Raw genomic sequence first — 15,080 nt, forward strand, 5'->3', positions numbered from 1 at the left:
AACCCAGGGCGGCGCGACCCTCGACGTGATACTGCGTATCATGCTCGGACCGCATTTGCGCGGACCCCGTCTCACCAAGTGCGTGCTTTTTACCGATACCCGCGGTAGCGTGTAACGCGTGAGAGCGGCGTCGCTCACGGACGCCGCCGTCCCTACCCAGGAGCTGCCATGACCGAGTCCCCCCGGCGGCGTGCCGTACGCGACGTCGTCTTCGTCGAGGGCGTCCGCACGCCCTTCGGCAAGGCGAAGCCGGACGGCATCTACGCCGAGACCCGCGCCGACGACCTGATGGTGAAGCTGGTGCGCGAGCTGCTGCGCCGCAACCCCGAGCTGCCGCCGGAGCGCATCGACGAGGTCGCGATCGCGGCCACCACGCAGCAGGGCGACCAGGGCCTCACCCTGGGCCGGACGGTCGGCGTGCTCGCCGGCCTCCCGCGCAGCGTCCCCGGCTACGCGATCGACCGCATGTGTGCCGGCGGCATGACCGCGGTGACCAGCACGGCGGCCGGCATCGCGATGGGCGCCGCGGACATCGCGATCGCGGGCGGCGTGGAGCACATGGGCCGCCACCCGATGGGCTTCGACGCGGACGTGAACCCCCGCTTCGTCTCGGAGCGCCTCGTCGACGCCCAGGCCCTCAACATGGGCGTGACGGCGGAGAACCTGCACGACAAGTTCCCGCACCTGACCAAGGAGCGCGCCGACGCCTACGCCGTCGACAGCCAGGCCAAGTACGCGAAGGCCGTCGCCAACGGCGACGTCGGCCCCGAGCTGGTCCCCGTGGCCGTCCGCTCCGCCACGCAGGGCTGGGGCCTGGCCACCGCCGACGAGCTGCCCCGGCCCGGCACCACGGTCGAGGCCATCAAGGACCTCAAGACGCCGTTCCGACCGGGCGGCCGCGTGACCGCAGGCAACGCCTCGCCGCTCACGGACGGCGCCACCGCGTCGATCGTCGCGGCCGGCGACGTCGCCGCGGAGCTGGGCCTGCCGGTCCGGATGCGCCTCGTCTCCTACGCCTTCGCCGGCGTCGCCCCGGAGATCATGGGCTACGGCCCGGTCCCGGCCACGGACAAGGCCCTCAAGCAGGCGGGCCTGACCATCGAGGACATCGGCCTGTTCGAGATCAACGAGGCCTTCGCCGTGCAGGTCCTGTCCTTCCTGGACCACTACGGCATCGCCGACGACGACCCGCGCGTCAACCCCTACGGCGGCGCCATCGCGATGGGTCACCCCCTCGCGTCGTCGGGCGTGCGGCTGATGACCCAGCTCGCCCGCCAGTTCGAGCAGCACCCCGAGGTGCGCTACGGCATCACGTCGATGTGCGTGGGCCTCGGCCAGGGCGGCACCGTCGTCTGGGAGAACCCGCACCACGCCGACTACTCCGGCCACACGAGCACCGACGGGGAGAACTGACCTGTGACCGAGAACACCACCGCAGCGCGCGCCGAGCGCGTGACGCACGCCCTCGTCCGCGACGTGACCCTACCCGGGGCCGCGGGCACGCTCGCGCTGATCACGCTGGACAACGGCCTCGACCACACCAAGCCGAACACGCTCGGCCCGCAGGGCATGGCGGAGATCACCGCCGCGCTGGAGCGGGTCCGCGAGCGCGCGGCCGCCGGCGAGATCGCCGCCGTCGCCGTCACGGGCAAGCCGTACTTCCTCGCCGCGGGCGCCGACCTGCTCGGCGTCGCCCAGGTGACGGACCGCGAGCAGGCGCTCGAGCTGGGCCTCTCCGGCCACCGCGCGTACTCGATCCTCGGTGACCTCTCGGCCACCACGGGCGTGCCGACGTTCGCGTTCGTCAACGGCCTCGCGCTCGGCGGCGGCCTGGAGATCGCACTGAACTGCGACTACCGCACGGTCGCCTCCGACGCCGCCGCGCTCGGTCTGCCGGAGACCGGCCTGGGCCTGGTTCCCGGTTGGGGCGGCGCCTACCTGGTGCCGCGCCTCGTGGGCGTCGAGAAGGCCATGGAGGTCATCCTCGCCCGCCCGGCGCAGCAGAAGCCGTACAAGCCGGCCGAGGCGCTCGAGATCGGCCTCGTCGACGCACTGCTCGAGGCGTCCGACTTCCTCGAGCAGTCCATCGTGTGGGCGGCGAAGGTCGTCACCGGCGAGGTCCAGGTGCCGCGCCGCGAGCTCGACCCCGCCCCGGTGTGGGACGCCGTCGTGGCCGGCACCCGGCGGCTCCTGGACGCCACCGTCCACGGCTCCCGCCCCGCGCCGTACCGCGCGCTCGACCTGATCGCCGCGGCCCGCACGGCCACGCGCGAGGAGGCGTTCGCCGCCGAGGACGAGGCCCTCGCGGACCTCATCATGAGCGACGAGATGCGCGCGAGCGTCTACGCGTTCGGCCTGGTGTCCGGCGGCAAGAAGCCCGCCGGCGCACCCGACTCGAAGCTCGCCCGCCCGGTGACGCGCGTCGGCATCGTCGGCGCCGGACTCATGGCCGCGCAGATCGCGCTGCTGTTCGCCCAGCGCCTCCAGGTGCCGGTGGTCATGCGCGACCTCGACCAGGAGCGCGTCGACAAGGGCCTCGGCTTCGTGCGCGAGCAGGTGGAGAAGCTGGTCGCCCGCGGACGGATGTCCGCCGGTACGGCCGCCCGCATCGTCGGCTCGGTGCACGGCACCACCGAGATCGGCGACCTCGCGTCGTGCGACTTCGTGATCGAGGCCGTCACCGAGGTCATGGGCCTGAAGAAGAAGGTCTTCGCCGAGCTCGAGGGCATCATCTCTCCCGAGACGATCCTCGCGACGAACACCTCCGCCCTCTCCATCACCGAGATGGCCGCGGACCTGGAGCACCCGGAGCGGGTCGTGGGCATCCACTTCTTCAACCCGGTCGCGCAGATGCCGCTCGTCGAGGTCATCCACGCGGAGAAGACCGCCGACGAGGCGCTCGCCACCGCGTTCGCGGTCACGAAGAAGCTTCGCAAGACGGCCGTCCTCGTCAAGGACCGCCCGGGCTTCGTGGTGAACCGCCTGCTCGTGCTCGTCATGGGCAAGGTCGTCGAGGCCATCGAGAACGGCACGCCGGTCGAGGTTGCCGACGAGGCGCTCTACCCCCTCGGCTTCCCGATGCCGACGTTCGAGCTGTTCGACCTCGTCGGCCCGGCCGTGGGCCTGCACGTCCTCACGTCGCTGCGCGAGGACCTGGGCGACCGGTTCCCGAGGTCGGCCGGCCTGGAGAAGATCGTCGCCGAGGGCACGCGTGTCGTGCTCGACGCCCCGGCGAGGGGCCTGCACAAGCCGGTCGACCCGGCGATCCAGGAGGCCTTCGGCCCCGCCCGCGCGGGCCGGCCCGGCGTGCTCGACGGCCCCGGCGTCCTCGACTCGGTGCTGACGGCCCTCACGGTCGAGGTCGGGCACATGCTCGAGGAGGGCGTGGTCGCCGGCCCGCCGCAGATCGACCTCTGCATGATCCTGGGTGCCGGCTGGGGCTTCCACACGGGCGGCATCACCCCCTACCTGGACCGCACGGGTTACTCCGAGAAGGTCCTGGGCCGCCGGCTGCTGCCGGACGGCGTGGCGAACGTCCCCTCCTGACGCTCGGTGATGCCGAGGTAGTAGGTCCGTCCGGACGGACCTACTACCTCGGCAGGCCCTGCGAGACCGTTTGTCCGGACTGTGACATCATCCCGGCATGGTCGGCGACAGCTCGGACGCCCCCCGCCGGCACTTCGTGGTGTGCGGCGACAACCCCCTCGCCTACCGGGTGACGCTCGCGCTCTGCACCCGGTACGAGGGCACCGTCCGCGTGGTGCTCGCGGACCCGGCGAGCACCTACGCCGTGCTGATGGCGGGACTCCCCCACGTCGAGGTCGTCGCGGCGGAGCGGGCGGACGCGGCCGCGCTGGAGCGAGCCGGCGCCGCTCACGCCGACGCCGTCGCGCTGCTCCAGCAGGACGACGGCGGGAACGTGGACACGGCGCTGCTCGTCGACGAGCGCTGGCCGGGAACGCGGCTCGTGGTGCGGATCTTCGACGACGACCTCGGCGCGTCGCTCGAGAAGCACATTCCCGGCTGCCAGGCGATGTCGTCGTCGGGCTTCGCGGCGCCCGAGATCGTGGCCCTCGCGCTGCGCGAGCCGACCCGCCTCCACGTACCTGACCGGAACCTGGTCATCACCCACCCGCACACCCCGCTCCCGGTGATCGCGCCCCTGTTCGCCGGGTCGGGCCACCGGAGCGACCCCGTCCGACCGCTGCCCGCGGGGGACGACCTCCCGGTCCGCGTCCTGGCCGCCGCTCCCCCCGAGGACACCGCCCCGCCGGCCCCGCGCCGCCCGCGCCGCACGACGCTGCGCACCATCGGCATGGTGGCCGGCCGGAACCTGCGGATCGCGCTCGCCGTCGTCGTCGTGCTCGTGGTGCTCGGGACGGCCGCGATCGCGCAGAGCACGGGCGGCGACTGGCCGTGGGCCATGTACGTCTCGATCCTCACCGCGCTGGGCGGGACCGACCCCGACGGCACGCTCGGCCTCCTCGGGCGCACGACGCACGTGCTCCTCACCGTCGTCGGCGTCGCCGTGGTGCCGCTGGTCACGGCGGCGCTCGTCGACGGCGTCGTGCGGGCCCGCCTCCTGCTCGACCGGGGCGAGCTCACCGAGCCCATGTCCGGCCACGTCGTCGTGGTGGGCCTGGGCGACCTCGGCGCGCGCGTCGTGTCCGCGCTGGCCGCGCGAGGCGTCGACGTGGTCGCCGTCGACCGGGACGAGCAGGCGCGCGGCGTCGCCGTCGCGCGCGAGCTCCAGGTGCCGGTCGTCATCGGTGACGCCCGGGTGTCCGCGACGCTGCGCGCGGCGTACACGGGCGACGCCCGCGCCGTCGTCGTCGTGACGGGCGGCACCGCCACGACGATCGGCATCGGCTTCGCCGCCGACGCCGTGGACCGTACCGACGGCGCGGGCGAGCTGCGCGTGGTCCTGCGGGTCTTCGACGAGGGGCTGCGCACGCGCCTGCAGCGCAAGGCGCCGCACTTCCGCTGCGTCAGCGCCTCGCACCTGGCGGCGCCACGCTTCGCGGCGGCCACGCTCGGCCAGGACGTCATCGACACGATCCCCTACCTCGACCGCGTGCTGCTCGTCGCGGGCATCGAGGTGACCGACGACGGGCTCGCGCGCCGGTTCGCGCGCGACCTGGAGGAGCCGGGCGCGGTCAAGGTGCTCGCCCTGCACACCGCGCAGCTCGACGGCGGCGGGGGCGGCCGGACGATCGACCCGGGGCTCACCGCCCGGCCGCTGCGCCCCCGCGACACCCTGTACGTGATCGCCACGACCGACGGGCTGCGGCGGCTGCGGCAGCAGACCCGTTGACCAGCAGGGGACATAGGCGTACAAAGGGGATTGAGAGCGCTCTCAAAACGCACTGACCGCACCACCCGTCCGATCACCGTCGATCACGGAAAGCGAGTCACCCCATGAGAACCCGCCTTGCCGGCGCCTTGGTCGCCGGCATCCTGGCCGCCACGCTCGGCCCGGTCGTAGCCCTCGCCGCGCTGGCCGCCGTCCCCACCACCCCGGCCGGCTGGTCGCACGTCTGGAGCGACGACTTCACCGGTGCCGCCGGTACCGGTGTCAACACGTCGAGCTGGATCTACGACATCGGCAGCTCCTACCCCGGCGGCGCCCCCAACTGGGGCACCGGCGAGATCGCGTACCACACCAGCAGCACCCAGAACGTCTACCACGACGGCAACGGCAACCTCGCGATCAGGCCGCTGCGCGACGCCGCCGGCAGCTGGACGTCCGGGCGCATCGAGACCCAGCGCTCCGACTTCCAGCCGCCCGCCGGCGGCGTCCTGCGCGTCGAGTCCCGCATCCAGATGCCCGACGTCACCGGCGCCGCCGCCCAGGGCTACTGGCCCGCGTTCTGGATGCTCGGCACGCCGTTCCGCGGCAACTACTGGAACTGGCCCGGCATCGGCGAGATCGACATCATGGAGAACGTCAACGGCGTCAACAAGGTGTGGGGCACGCTGCACTGCGGCACGTCCCCCGGCGGTCCCTGCAACGAGACGACGGGCCTGGGCGGCTCCACGACCTGCTCCGGCACCACGTGCCAGGCCGGGTTCCACACGTACCGCGTCGAGTGGGACCGCAGCGTCACCCCGAACCAGATGCGGTGGTATCTCGACGGCGCGCTCTTCCACACCGTGAACGCGAACCAGGTCGACGCGACCACGTGGGAGAACGCCACGAACCACGGCTTCTTCATCATCCTCAACGTCGCCATCGGCGGCAGCTGGCCGGGCAACCCGACGGCGCAGACCGTCTCCGGCGTGCCCATGCTCGTCGACTACGTGGCGGTGTGGCAGCGCGCCGGCGGCTCGACGCCGACGCCGACCCCGACGCCCACCCCGACCCCGCCGACGGGCTCGCGGGACGCCTACTCCACCATCCAGGCGGAGTCGTACAACGCCCAGAGCGGCGTCTCCGTCGAGACCACCACGGACTCGGGCGGCGGGCAGAACATCGGCTGGCTCGCGAACGGCGACTGGGTCCGGTTCGACGGGGTGAGCTTCGGGTCGACGCCCGCGCGCTCGTTCACCGCGCGCGTCGCATCCGGCGCCGCAGCCGGAGTCAGCGGGCTGGTCGAGGTCCGGCTCGACGACGTGAACAGCGCGCCGATCGGCAGCTTCGCCGTCGCGAACACGGGCGGCTGGCAGACGTGGACCACCGTCCCCGGCGACATCGCCGCGGTCACCGGCACCCACACGGTGTTCCTCAGGTTCACGAGCGGCCAGCCCGCCGACTTCGTGAACGTCAACTGGCTCACCTTCAGGCACTGACTCCCCCTCGAACCAGGAGGCTCGATGCAGGACACCCCGCCCGGACGACCGACGCTCGAGACGGTCGCGCGCCTGGCCGGGGTGTCCCGCGCGACGGTCTCGCGGGTGGTCAACGGCTCCACGGCCGTCAAGCCCGGCGTGCGCGAGGCCGTCGCCCGGGCGGTGCGGGAGCTCGGATACGTACCGAACCCCGCCGCGCGCAGCCTCGTGACGCAGCGCACCGACGTCGTGGCGTTCGTGCTCCCCGAGCCCGCCACGCGCGTGTTCTCCGACGACGCGTTCTTCCCCGGCGTCCTGCGCGGCGTCGGCGAGGAGCTCGAGGCCGCCGACAAGCAGCTCCTCCTGCTCCTCGCCTCCGCGCCGTCGAGCCACGAGCGCATCCTGCGGTACGTCCACGGCCGCACCGTCGACGGCGTCGTGCTCGCCTCCCTGCACGGCGCCGACCCGCTGCCTGCCTCGCTCGAGGCGCTCGGGGTCCCCGTCGTGGCGAGCGGGCGACCGCTCGGCCCGGCCACGTTCCCGTACATCGACGTGGACCACGCGGGCGGCGTCGAGGCCGCCGTCCGGTACCTGCTCCAGCGTGGCCGCGCCCGCATCGCCACGATCGCCGGTCCGCAGGACATGGTCGCCGGCATCGACCGCCTCGCCGGATACCGGGCCGCGCTCGCCGGGACGGACCAGGAGCCACTCGTCGCCGTCGGCGACTTCACCCGCGAGTCGGGCATGGTCGCCATGCGCCGGCTCCTGCAGGAGGAGCCGGGGCTCGACGCGGTCTTCGTCGCGTCCGACCTCATGGCCGACGGCGCGCTGCGCGCCCTGCGCCAGGCAGGCCGCCGGGTGCCCGACGACGTCGCCGTGATCGGGTTCGACGACGTGGAGATCGCGCGGTTCACCGAGCCAACCCTCACGACGGTGCGGCAGCCGATCGCCGAGATCGGCCGTCGCCTCGCGCGCCAGGTGCTGCGCCGCGCGGCCGGGGAGGACATCGAGCCCGCGCTGGTGCTGCCCACCGAGCTCGTGCTCCGTGAGTCGGCATGAGCCGCGCGTCGCAGAAGGTGCGAGTCATCGAAAAAGGTACGATCCGCGCGGCACGCCGAGACGGCTCGGCGCCGCTAGGGCGCGCCCGCGCCGCAGGAGGAGGAACATGACCGGGACCGACGCGGCCGACGAGGCCGTCAACCGGCCTGAGGCCGAGCCGACCGAGGCGGTACCCGCGGAGACAGCCCCCGAGGCGGCGCCCGCGGAAGCCGGCGCCGAGGAGGCCACCGCCGCCGAGGCCGAGCCGGCCGAGGCCCCCGCCGCCGAGGCCGAGGCCGAGGCCGAGCCCGCGCCCGCGCCCGCGGAAGTCAGCCCCGCAGCCCCCGTGGCCGCGACCGAGCCGGAGCCCGACGCGCTGTTCGCCGCACCCGGCGCCGCGCCGGCACCTGCCGCACCGGCGCCCGCCGCCGCTGCGCCCGCCGCGAGCGAGGCCGCGCCGGCGCTCACGACCGCCGACCCGTACCACCTCGCCCCGCCGCCCGCGCCGGAGCAGGCGCTGCTGCCCGCGACCCCGTGGCGCGAGGACCGTGGCGCCCTCACGGCCGGGCTGCTCAACCTCTCCGGGCTCGGCCTGGGGTACGTCCTGCTGCGCGCCTGGGCACGTGCGGCCGCCGCCGCGGTGATCTCGATCGTGTTCCTCGTCATCGTCCTGCCCGTGACGTGGCAGGGCGTCAGCGCGGGGTGGCTCGTCGCCTACGTGATCGTCCTGGTGGGCCTCGCGGCCGACGCCTGGTTCCTGGCCCGCCGCCGGGCCCGGCGCGGCCTCGCGGCGATGCCCGTCCCCGGCGCGCGCATCGCCGCGTGGCCGCTGCTCGCCGTCGTCCCCGTGGCCGCCGTCGCGTACGCAGGCGTCCAGGCGGAGGAGCTGGAGCAGCACCTCGAGGAGGTCGTGGCGACCGCGATGACCGAGCTCCGGTCGGTCACCGAGGAGAGCTGGAGCGCGAGGTCGGCGACGTTCGAGGACTCCTACGTGGCGCTCGCCGAGGTCGCCGTCGACCACCCGGACAGCCGCGCCGCCGCGACCGTGCCCGAGCACCTCGACACGCTGTACGCCCAGGCGACGAACGGGGCGCCGTGCAGCGTCCTGGAGGCGGTCGACTGGTTCGCGGAGCCCCACACCGTGGTCCCGGACGAGGTGTCGCTGCAGCCGCGCGCCGCCGAGGCGCTCCCCGCGAGCCTGCGGGGCTGCGCCGGCACCTATCTCGAGACCGCCAACCCCAGCGACGCGGCGCCGTACCTCGACCGGCTGCTCGCCGACCACGGCTCCTCCGCCGAGGCGACGGCGCTCCCCGGCGAGATGGCCACGTGGCGCGACGAGATCCTCGCCACCATCACCGGCGACGACCCGTGCGGGGCGCTGGAGAGCACCCGAGGGGTGGCGCAGCTCTTCGACCTGGTCGCGGCCGAGTCGCTCGCCACGCTCGGGGGCGCCGCCGCGGAGCGGGTCCCGGAGGGCATCTACCTGTGCGGGCTGCGGTACTTCGACGACAAGGAGTTCACGCTGGCGCGCGAGACCCTCACCGAGCTGGTCGAGGACCACGCCGGCGACCCGCGCGTCGCCTACGCGGAGCGCGTGATCGTCACGGCAGACGTCGCGACGGTGTACCCGGAGGCCGGGGCGCAGCGCCCCGGCGAGTCCGCCGCGGGCGGGGCCCGCACCGAGATCACGATCTACAACTACGGGCCCGACGCCGTCGACTGGCTGTACACGGGCGCCGACACTGGGTCGGTCCATCTCGAGCCGTGCGCGTCGTGCGCGACCGTGTCCGACCTCGAGTCCGCCCCCGAGTGCCTGGAGAGCTCGCCCGGGTACCCGAGCGTGGTGCTGTCCCTGCCCGAGGGGTCCTACTTCATGGCGCTCCGCGGCTCCGACGGGACCCTCAACGACCCGGAGGACGGGACGGGCGCCTACCCGATCGACGCCGACTACTACTACTGGGACTGCGCCTACGTGATCGAGGAGCCGATCGCGTTCGACACGTCCAACCCGATCCCCTGACCCCGTCTCTCTGACCTGTGCCGAGTGGTCGGCACAGGTCAGAGAGACGCGGGCGCTACGGTGGGCCCGTGACCGACGCCACGTCCGCTCCGCCGCCCTCCGCCGTCCGCGTGTCCGACGAGGTCACGGCCGCCCTCGCGGAGGGCAGGCCGGTGCTCGCGCTCGAGTCGACCATCCTCAGCCACGGCCTGCCCGCGCCGCGCAGCATCGAGGTCGGGCTGGCGGCCGAGGAGACGGTCCGCGCGGCCGGGGCGGTCCCGGCGACGATCGGGGTCGTGGGCGGCACGGCCGTCGTCGGGCTGAGCCCCGGCGAGATCGAGCACCTCTGCACGGCCGGCGACGTCGTCAAGGTGAGCGTGCGCGACCTGCCCGTCGCGACCGCGCTCGGGCTCGACGGCGGCACCACCGTCGCCGCGACCGCCTGGCTCGCGCACCGCGCGGGCATCCGCGTCATGTCGACGGGCGGGCTCGGCGGCGTCCACCGCGGGGCGGGCGAGACGTTCGACGAGTCGGCCGACCTGCCGACGCTCGCCCGGACCCCGATCACGCTCGTCAGCGCGGGCGTCAAGTCCATCCTCGACATCCGGGCCACGCTGGAGCGTCTCGAGACGCTCAACGTGCCCGTCGTCGGCTACGGCACCACCAGATACCCCGGCTTCTACGTCGCGGACTCCGGCTTCCGCCTCGACTACCGCGTCGACTCGCCCGAGCAGGCGGCCGCGCTCGCCGCCGCGCGGGACGCCCACGGGCTCGAGGCCGCGGTGCTCGTCGCGAACCCCGTCGCCACGCACCGCCAGCTCGACCCCGCACTGCACGAGCGCACCCTCGCGGACGCCCTCGCCGCGGCCGACGCCGCCGGCGTCACCGGACACGACATCACGCCGTTCCTGCTCGACTTCTTCCAGCGCGCGACCGGTGGCGCGAGCCTCGAGGTCAACCTGGAGGTCTACCGCGGGAACGTCGAGCTCGGGGCGCGCATCGCGGTCGCGGTCGCGGCGCGCGGATGAGCGCGGGAGCCGACGTCGGCCCGGGCGCGCCGGGGGCCGACGGAGTGCTGGTCGTCGTCGGCGATCTCGTGGAGGACGTCGTCGTCCGCCTGGCCGGGCCGCTGCGCCACGCGACGGACAACGCCGCCGCGATCATCCGGCGCCGGGGTGGCAGCGCGGCGAACACCGCCGCCGCGGCCGCACCGCTCGTCCCTACCAGATTCGTGGGCTGTGTCGGGCCCGATGCAGCGGGGGACGCCCTGGTCGCCGGTCTCGCGGCGGCCGGGGTCGAGACGCGCGTCGCACGCCGCGGCACCACCGGCGCCGTCGTCTGCCTGGTCGACGCCGCGGGCGAGCGCACGATGTTCCCCGACCGGGGCGCGTCGGCCCAGCTCGGCCCGGCAGAGCCGGCGTGGCTCGACGGCGCGGCCTGGCTCCATGTGCCGGCGTACGGGCTGGGCGCGGGCCGGACGCGCGAGGCGGTCCTGGGTCTCGCGGCGCTCGCCCGCGGGCGCGGGGTGCGGGTGTCGCTCGACGCGTCGTCGACGGGACTGATCGAGGAGCTGGGGCGCGCGTCGTTCCTCCGCCTCGTGCGGGAGGTCGCCCCCGCCGTCGTGCTGGCGAACGCCGACGAGGCGGCGCTGCTGCCGCCGGACGTCGCGCCCGTGATGGTCGTCAAGCGGGGCCCCGACCCGGCGGAGGTCGTCTGCGACGGAGCGCGCGTCGCCCGGGTCGCTGCCATGAGCGTCGGCCAGGTCGCGGACACGACCGGCGCCGGCGACGCCTTCGCCGCGGGCTTCCTGGCGTCCCTCCTGCGCTGCCCGACGACGGACGTCACCGACCTGGTCCGCGCCTGCGAGGCGGGCCACCGGGCCGCGGCGGAGCTGCTCCGCACGCGCTGACCGGGGCCCGCCTCGCCTCCCTGCTACTCGCCCGACGGCGGCGTGAGCGTCACCCCGCGCGAGACCGGCGTCCCGAAGTTCGGCGTGCCGTCCGCGTTCCAGGTGAACTCCTGCACGCGCGTCTCGCGGGTCGAGCCGCAGCCCTGGCTGGACGAGGTGTTGCCGTGGTAGACGATCCAGCTCTCCGTGCCGTCCGGCGACGTGAAGAACCCGTTGTGCCCGGGCCCGTAGGTGCCGTTGCCCTGCTGGAACACCGGCGTGGACCGCTTGGTCCACGACGCGGCCAGCAGCGGGTTGCTACCGGTCAGGTCGAGCAGGCCGAGCTTGTAGTCGGGCGTGGTGCACGAGGACGCGGAGTACGTGATGAACGTGCGCCCGTTTCGCTGCAGCACCACGGGGGCCTCGTTGACGCGCGCGCCCACGGTCTCCCACGAGTAGCTGGGCTGGGAGATCGTGTACTGGTTGCTCGAGACGGTCCACGGGTTCGACATCTGCGCGATGCGGATCGACTGGTTCTCGCCGATCCACTCGGACCACAGCAGGTAGAGGTTGTTGTTCAGCTCGAGGTAGGTGCCGTCGATGTTCCACTGGTTCGGCAGCGGGGTGCCCATGAACTCGTACGGGCCCATCGGCGTGCTGCTGGTGGAGCGGAGCACGTGCATCCTCTGGCCGCCGAAGTCCGTCTGCGAGTTCCCCGACGTGTACATGAGGTACCAGGTGCCGTTGATCCGGTGGAACTCGGGAGCCCAGTGGCTGCAGCACCGGTTCGCGACGCCGGAGTCGTCCCACACCACGGTGTCGGTCGCCGTCTTCAGGCCGGCCAGGGTGGTCGCGCGGCGCATGATCACCGTCGAGTCCCACGTGGTCGTCGACATGTAGTAGAAGCCGTCCCAGTACTCGATCCACGGGTCGGCCCCGTTGGAGCGGATCGGGTTGGACAGCGCGGGAGTGCCGATCGGGTTGAGGATCCAGCGCTGCACGGCCAGCCCGTTGTACGTGAACTGCGAGATGCGGCTGCCTGCTGTGGTCGAGAAGTTCCACAGGTCCAGGGCCTTGCCCGAGAACCGGTTGATGAAGCTGTAGGTCCCGTCCGACTGCTCGGTGACGGACCACTGCTGGTTCGTGCCGTTCAGGTCCGTCCACTGGCCGATGGTGGCGCCGTCGGCGGCGTTGCGGCCGAGGACGTCGAGCACCTGGTTCGAGTGGCGGACCTGGAGGCGGAAGTAGCCGCCGCCGGAGTCCAGGAGCCGGAACTGCTGACTCGTCGCATCGGTGCGGGGCTGCTGCACCAGCTCGGCGCCTGTCGTGGTGGAGCTGCCGGAGATCTGCAGCGCCATGCCCGAGTGGACGCTGGTGATGACGTACCACTGGCCGGCGCTCGGCGTGGCGTCGGCGGGGGTGGCGGGTAACGCCACCAGGACCGCCGCAGCCGTGACCGCGGCGAGCGCGGCGGCGAGCAGGGCTCGCAGACGACCGGGTGCGGCGAGCGCGGCGGCGAGCAGGGCTCGCAGACGACCGGGTGCGGCGATCACGCCGTCGTGCAGGGTTGTGCGCATGTGCTCTCCCAGGAGCTTCGTGTGGCGGTGGTGCGGCCGGGCTCCTCTGCCCGGCGCGCGTGGACACGACCGCCCCGGTGCCGGCGTCGGTGCCGGGCCAGGGTCGGTGCGAAATGTTAGCGCGCACATTCGGGCTCGGGAACCACGGGGAAACGGGGGTAGGGACGAACCGGTACGATCCGCGCGGCGCACCGACGGCGTGTGCGCCCCGACGGAAGGATTCCCATGAGCGGCGCCCCCGCCGACGAGATCGTGACCGCCGACGAGCCGGGAGTCGACGACGGCCCGGAAGCCGGTCCGGCCGACGAGTCCGCCGCGCCCGCAGCTCCCGGCCCGGGCGCCGCGCGCACCGCCGCCCTGCTCAACCTGACCGGCCTCGGCCTGGGGTACCTGGCGCTCGGTGCCTGGCTGCGGCTCGCCGCAGCGCTGCTCGTCACCGCCGGGCTGCTGCTCGTCGTCCTCCCCGTCACCTGGCAGGGCACGAGCCCGTGGTGGTTCGTCGCGTACCTGACGGTGCTCGCCGGGCTCGCCGTCGACGGGTGGTTCACCGCGCGCCGCCGGGCACGGCGCGGTCGCGTCGGGGGGCCTGCGATCGCGCCCGCCGCGGCCTGGCCGCTGCTGGCGCTGGTGCCGGCCGGCATCGCGACCTACGCGATCGTGCAGCACGAGCTGCTGGAACGGCACCTGGAACAGGTCGTCGCGTCTGCCATGGCAGACGCCGCCGCGGTGGACGACCTCGGGTGGGGCAGCGCCGGCGAGACCGTGCAGGCGTCGTACGCGGACCTCGTCGACGTCACGGCTCGGTATCCGCGCACGCGCACTGCTGCCGGCGTCCCCGACCACCTGAGCGACCTCTACCGGTCCGCGCAGGGGCCCACGGAGTGCGAGTCGCTGGAGACGATCCGGTGGTTCTCGTCCATGACGTCCGACGTCGGCAAGATCCAGCCGATCCACCGGCGCGCCACCGACGAGCTGCCGGACGGGGTCCTCGCCTGCGCCGGCGCTCACCTGGACGGGGCCGAGCCGGCGATCGCGGTGCCGCTCCTCGACGAGCTGCTCGCCGACCACGCCGGGTCGGGTGCCGCGGAGCGGGTCGTCCCGGAGCTCACCGCGTGGCGTGACGAGAACCTGTCCGGGCTCGAGGACGACCCGTGCTCGGCGCTCGACGGCACCGAGAAGGTCGCCTCGTTCTTCGAAGCCGCCATGGGGCCGCTCGCGGCCCTCGCCGACGGCGTCGCGGACCGGCTGCCCGACGGCATGTACCGCTGCGGCCTCGCACACTTCGACGCGGGCGAGTTCCCGTCCGCCGAGAACGTCATGGAGCGCTTCGTCGAGAGGTATCCGGACCTTCCGGAGCTGGCGTACGCCGAGCGGGTCCGGACAGCCGCGATCATCGCCAGGGTCTACCCCGAGTCGGGCCGGGAGCGGCCGTCCGCCGTCCCGGCCGGCGGTCCCGTCAGCGTCTTCAGGATCTACAACTACAGCCCATGGCCGGCGAAGTACTACTTCACCGGGCCTGACACCGGCTCGGTCGAGCTCGCGGGATGTGACGCCTGCACGTTCCCGGACCCGTGGGCCGCGGCCGACGGGTGCACGGACCTCTCGGCCGACTACCCGAGCGCCACGCTCACGCTGCCCGCCGGGTCCTACTACTTCCTCCAGGCGTCGGGCTCGCTGTCGATCACGAACCGCCCGGTGGACTGGGTCCCCTTCGAGCTGGAGCCCGGGGCCTCCTACTGGGTCTGCGTCGCCGGATGAGGCGGGACCGGCAAAGGCCGGGACACGCGCGCGCCCGGCCGGTTGGATGGGG

At 73.8% G+C, this 15,080-nt stretch carries 10 protein-coding genes; 9 read left to right on the top strand and 1 reads right to left on the bottom strand.

What is annotated here, in order from left to right:
• The first annotated feature begins 168 nt into the window (after positions 1-168).
• From L1785_RS13090 to L1785_RS13125, 8 genes are all read left to right on the top strand, one after another.
• Complete coding sequence (locus L1785_RS13090) at positions 169-1,413, top strand: thiolase family protein (RefSeq protein ID WP_236089707.1); 1,245 nt, start codon at positions 169-171, stop codon at positions 1,411-1,413.
• A gap of 3 nt (positions 1,414-1,416) precedes the next feature.
• On the top strand, positions 1,417-3,546 hold the full coding sequence (locus L1785_RS13095) for a 3-hydroxyacyl-CoA dehydrogenase NAD-binding domain-containing protein (RefSeq protein WP_236089708.1): 2,130 nt from the start codon (positions 1,417-1,419) through the stop codon (positions 3,544-3,546).
• A 97-nt stretch (positions 3,547-3,643) separates the two neighbouring features.
• Entirely contained in the window at positions 3,644-5,314 is a 1,671-nt protein-coding gene (locus tag L1785_RS13100; RefSeq protein WP_236089709.1) for a potassium channel family protein, read from the top strand.
• Positions 5,315-5,418: 104 nt separating this feature from the next.
• The gene (locus L1785_RS13105; protein ID WP_236089710.1) at positions 5,419-6,789 is read left to right on the top strand and encodes a glycoside hydrolase family 16 protein; all 1,371 of its coding nucleotides are present in this window, start codon (positions 5,419-5,421) and stop codon (positions 6,787-6,789) included.
• A 24-nt stretch (positions 6,790-6,813) separates the two neighbouring features.
• Positions 6,814-7,827 (top strand): LacI family DNA-binding transcriptional regulator, encoded by a 1,014-nt coding sequence (locus L1785_RS13110; RefSeq protein ID WP_236089711.1) that lies wholly within the window; start codon positions 6,814-6,816, stop codon positions 7,825-7,827.
• A 106-nt stretch (positions 7,828-7,933) separates the two neighbouring features.
• Entirely contained in the window at positions 7,934-9,826 is a 1,893-nt protein-coding gene (locus tag L1785_RS13115; RefSeq protein WP_236089712.1) for a hypothetical protein, read from the top strand.
• A gap of 68 nt (positions 9,827-9,894) precedes the next feature.
• Positions 9,895-10,833, top strand: a complete 939-nt coding sequence (locus L1785_RS13120) for a pseudouridine-5'-phosphate glycosidase (RefSeq protein WP_236089713.1) — start codon at positions 9,895-9,897, stop codon at positions 10,831-10,833.
• Positions 10,830-11,714: a carbohydrate kinase family protein gene (locus L1785_RS13125; protein WP_236089714.1), complete on the top strand. Its 885-nt coding sequence runs from the start codon at positions 10,830-10,832 to the stop codon at positions 11,712-11,714. Before L1785_RS13120 ends, L1785_RS13125 begins: the two co-directional genes overlap by 4 nt.
• Positions 11,715-11,737: 23 nt before the next feature.
• Here the strand turns inward: L1785_RS13125 and L1785_RS13130 are convergent, their stop codons facing one another.
• Positions 11,738-13,270, bottom strand: a complete 1,533-nt coding sequence (locus L1785_RS13130; RefSeq protein WP_236089715.1) for a family 43 glycosylhydrolase — start codon at positions 13,268-13,270, stop codon at positions 11,738-11,740.
• 225 nt (positions 13,271-13,495) lie between these two features.
• On the opposite strand from L1785_RS13130, the gene L1785_RS13135 reads away from it, so the two are divergent.
• On the top strand, positions 13,496-15,028 hold the full coding sequence (locus L1785_RS13135; RefSeq protein WP_236089716.1) for a tetratricopeptide repeat protein: 1,533 nt from the start codon (positions 13,496-13,498) through the stop codon (positions 15,026-15,028).
• Positions 15,029-15,080 lie beyond the last annotated feature (52 nt).

This window comes from Antribacter soli (assembly GCF_021568775.1).
Classification (GTDB): Bacteria; Actinomycetota; Actinomycetes; order Actinomycetales; family Cellulomonadaceae; genus Antribacter; species Antribacter soli.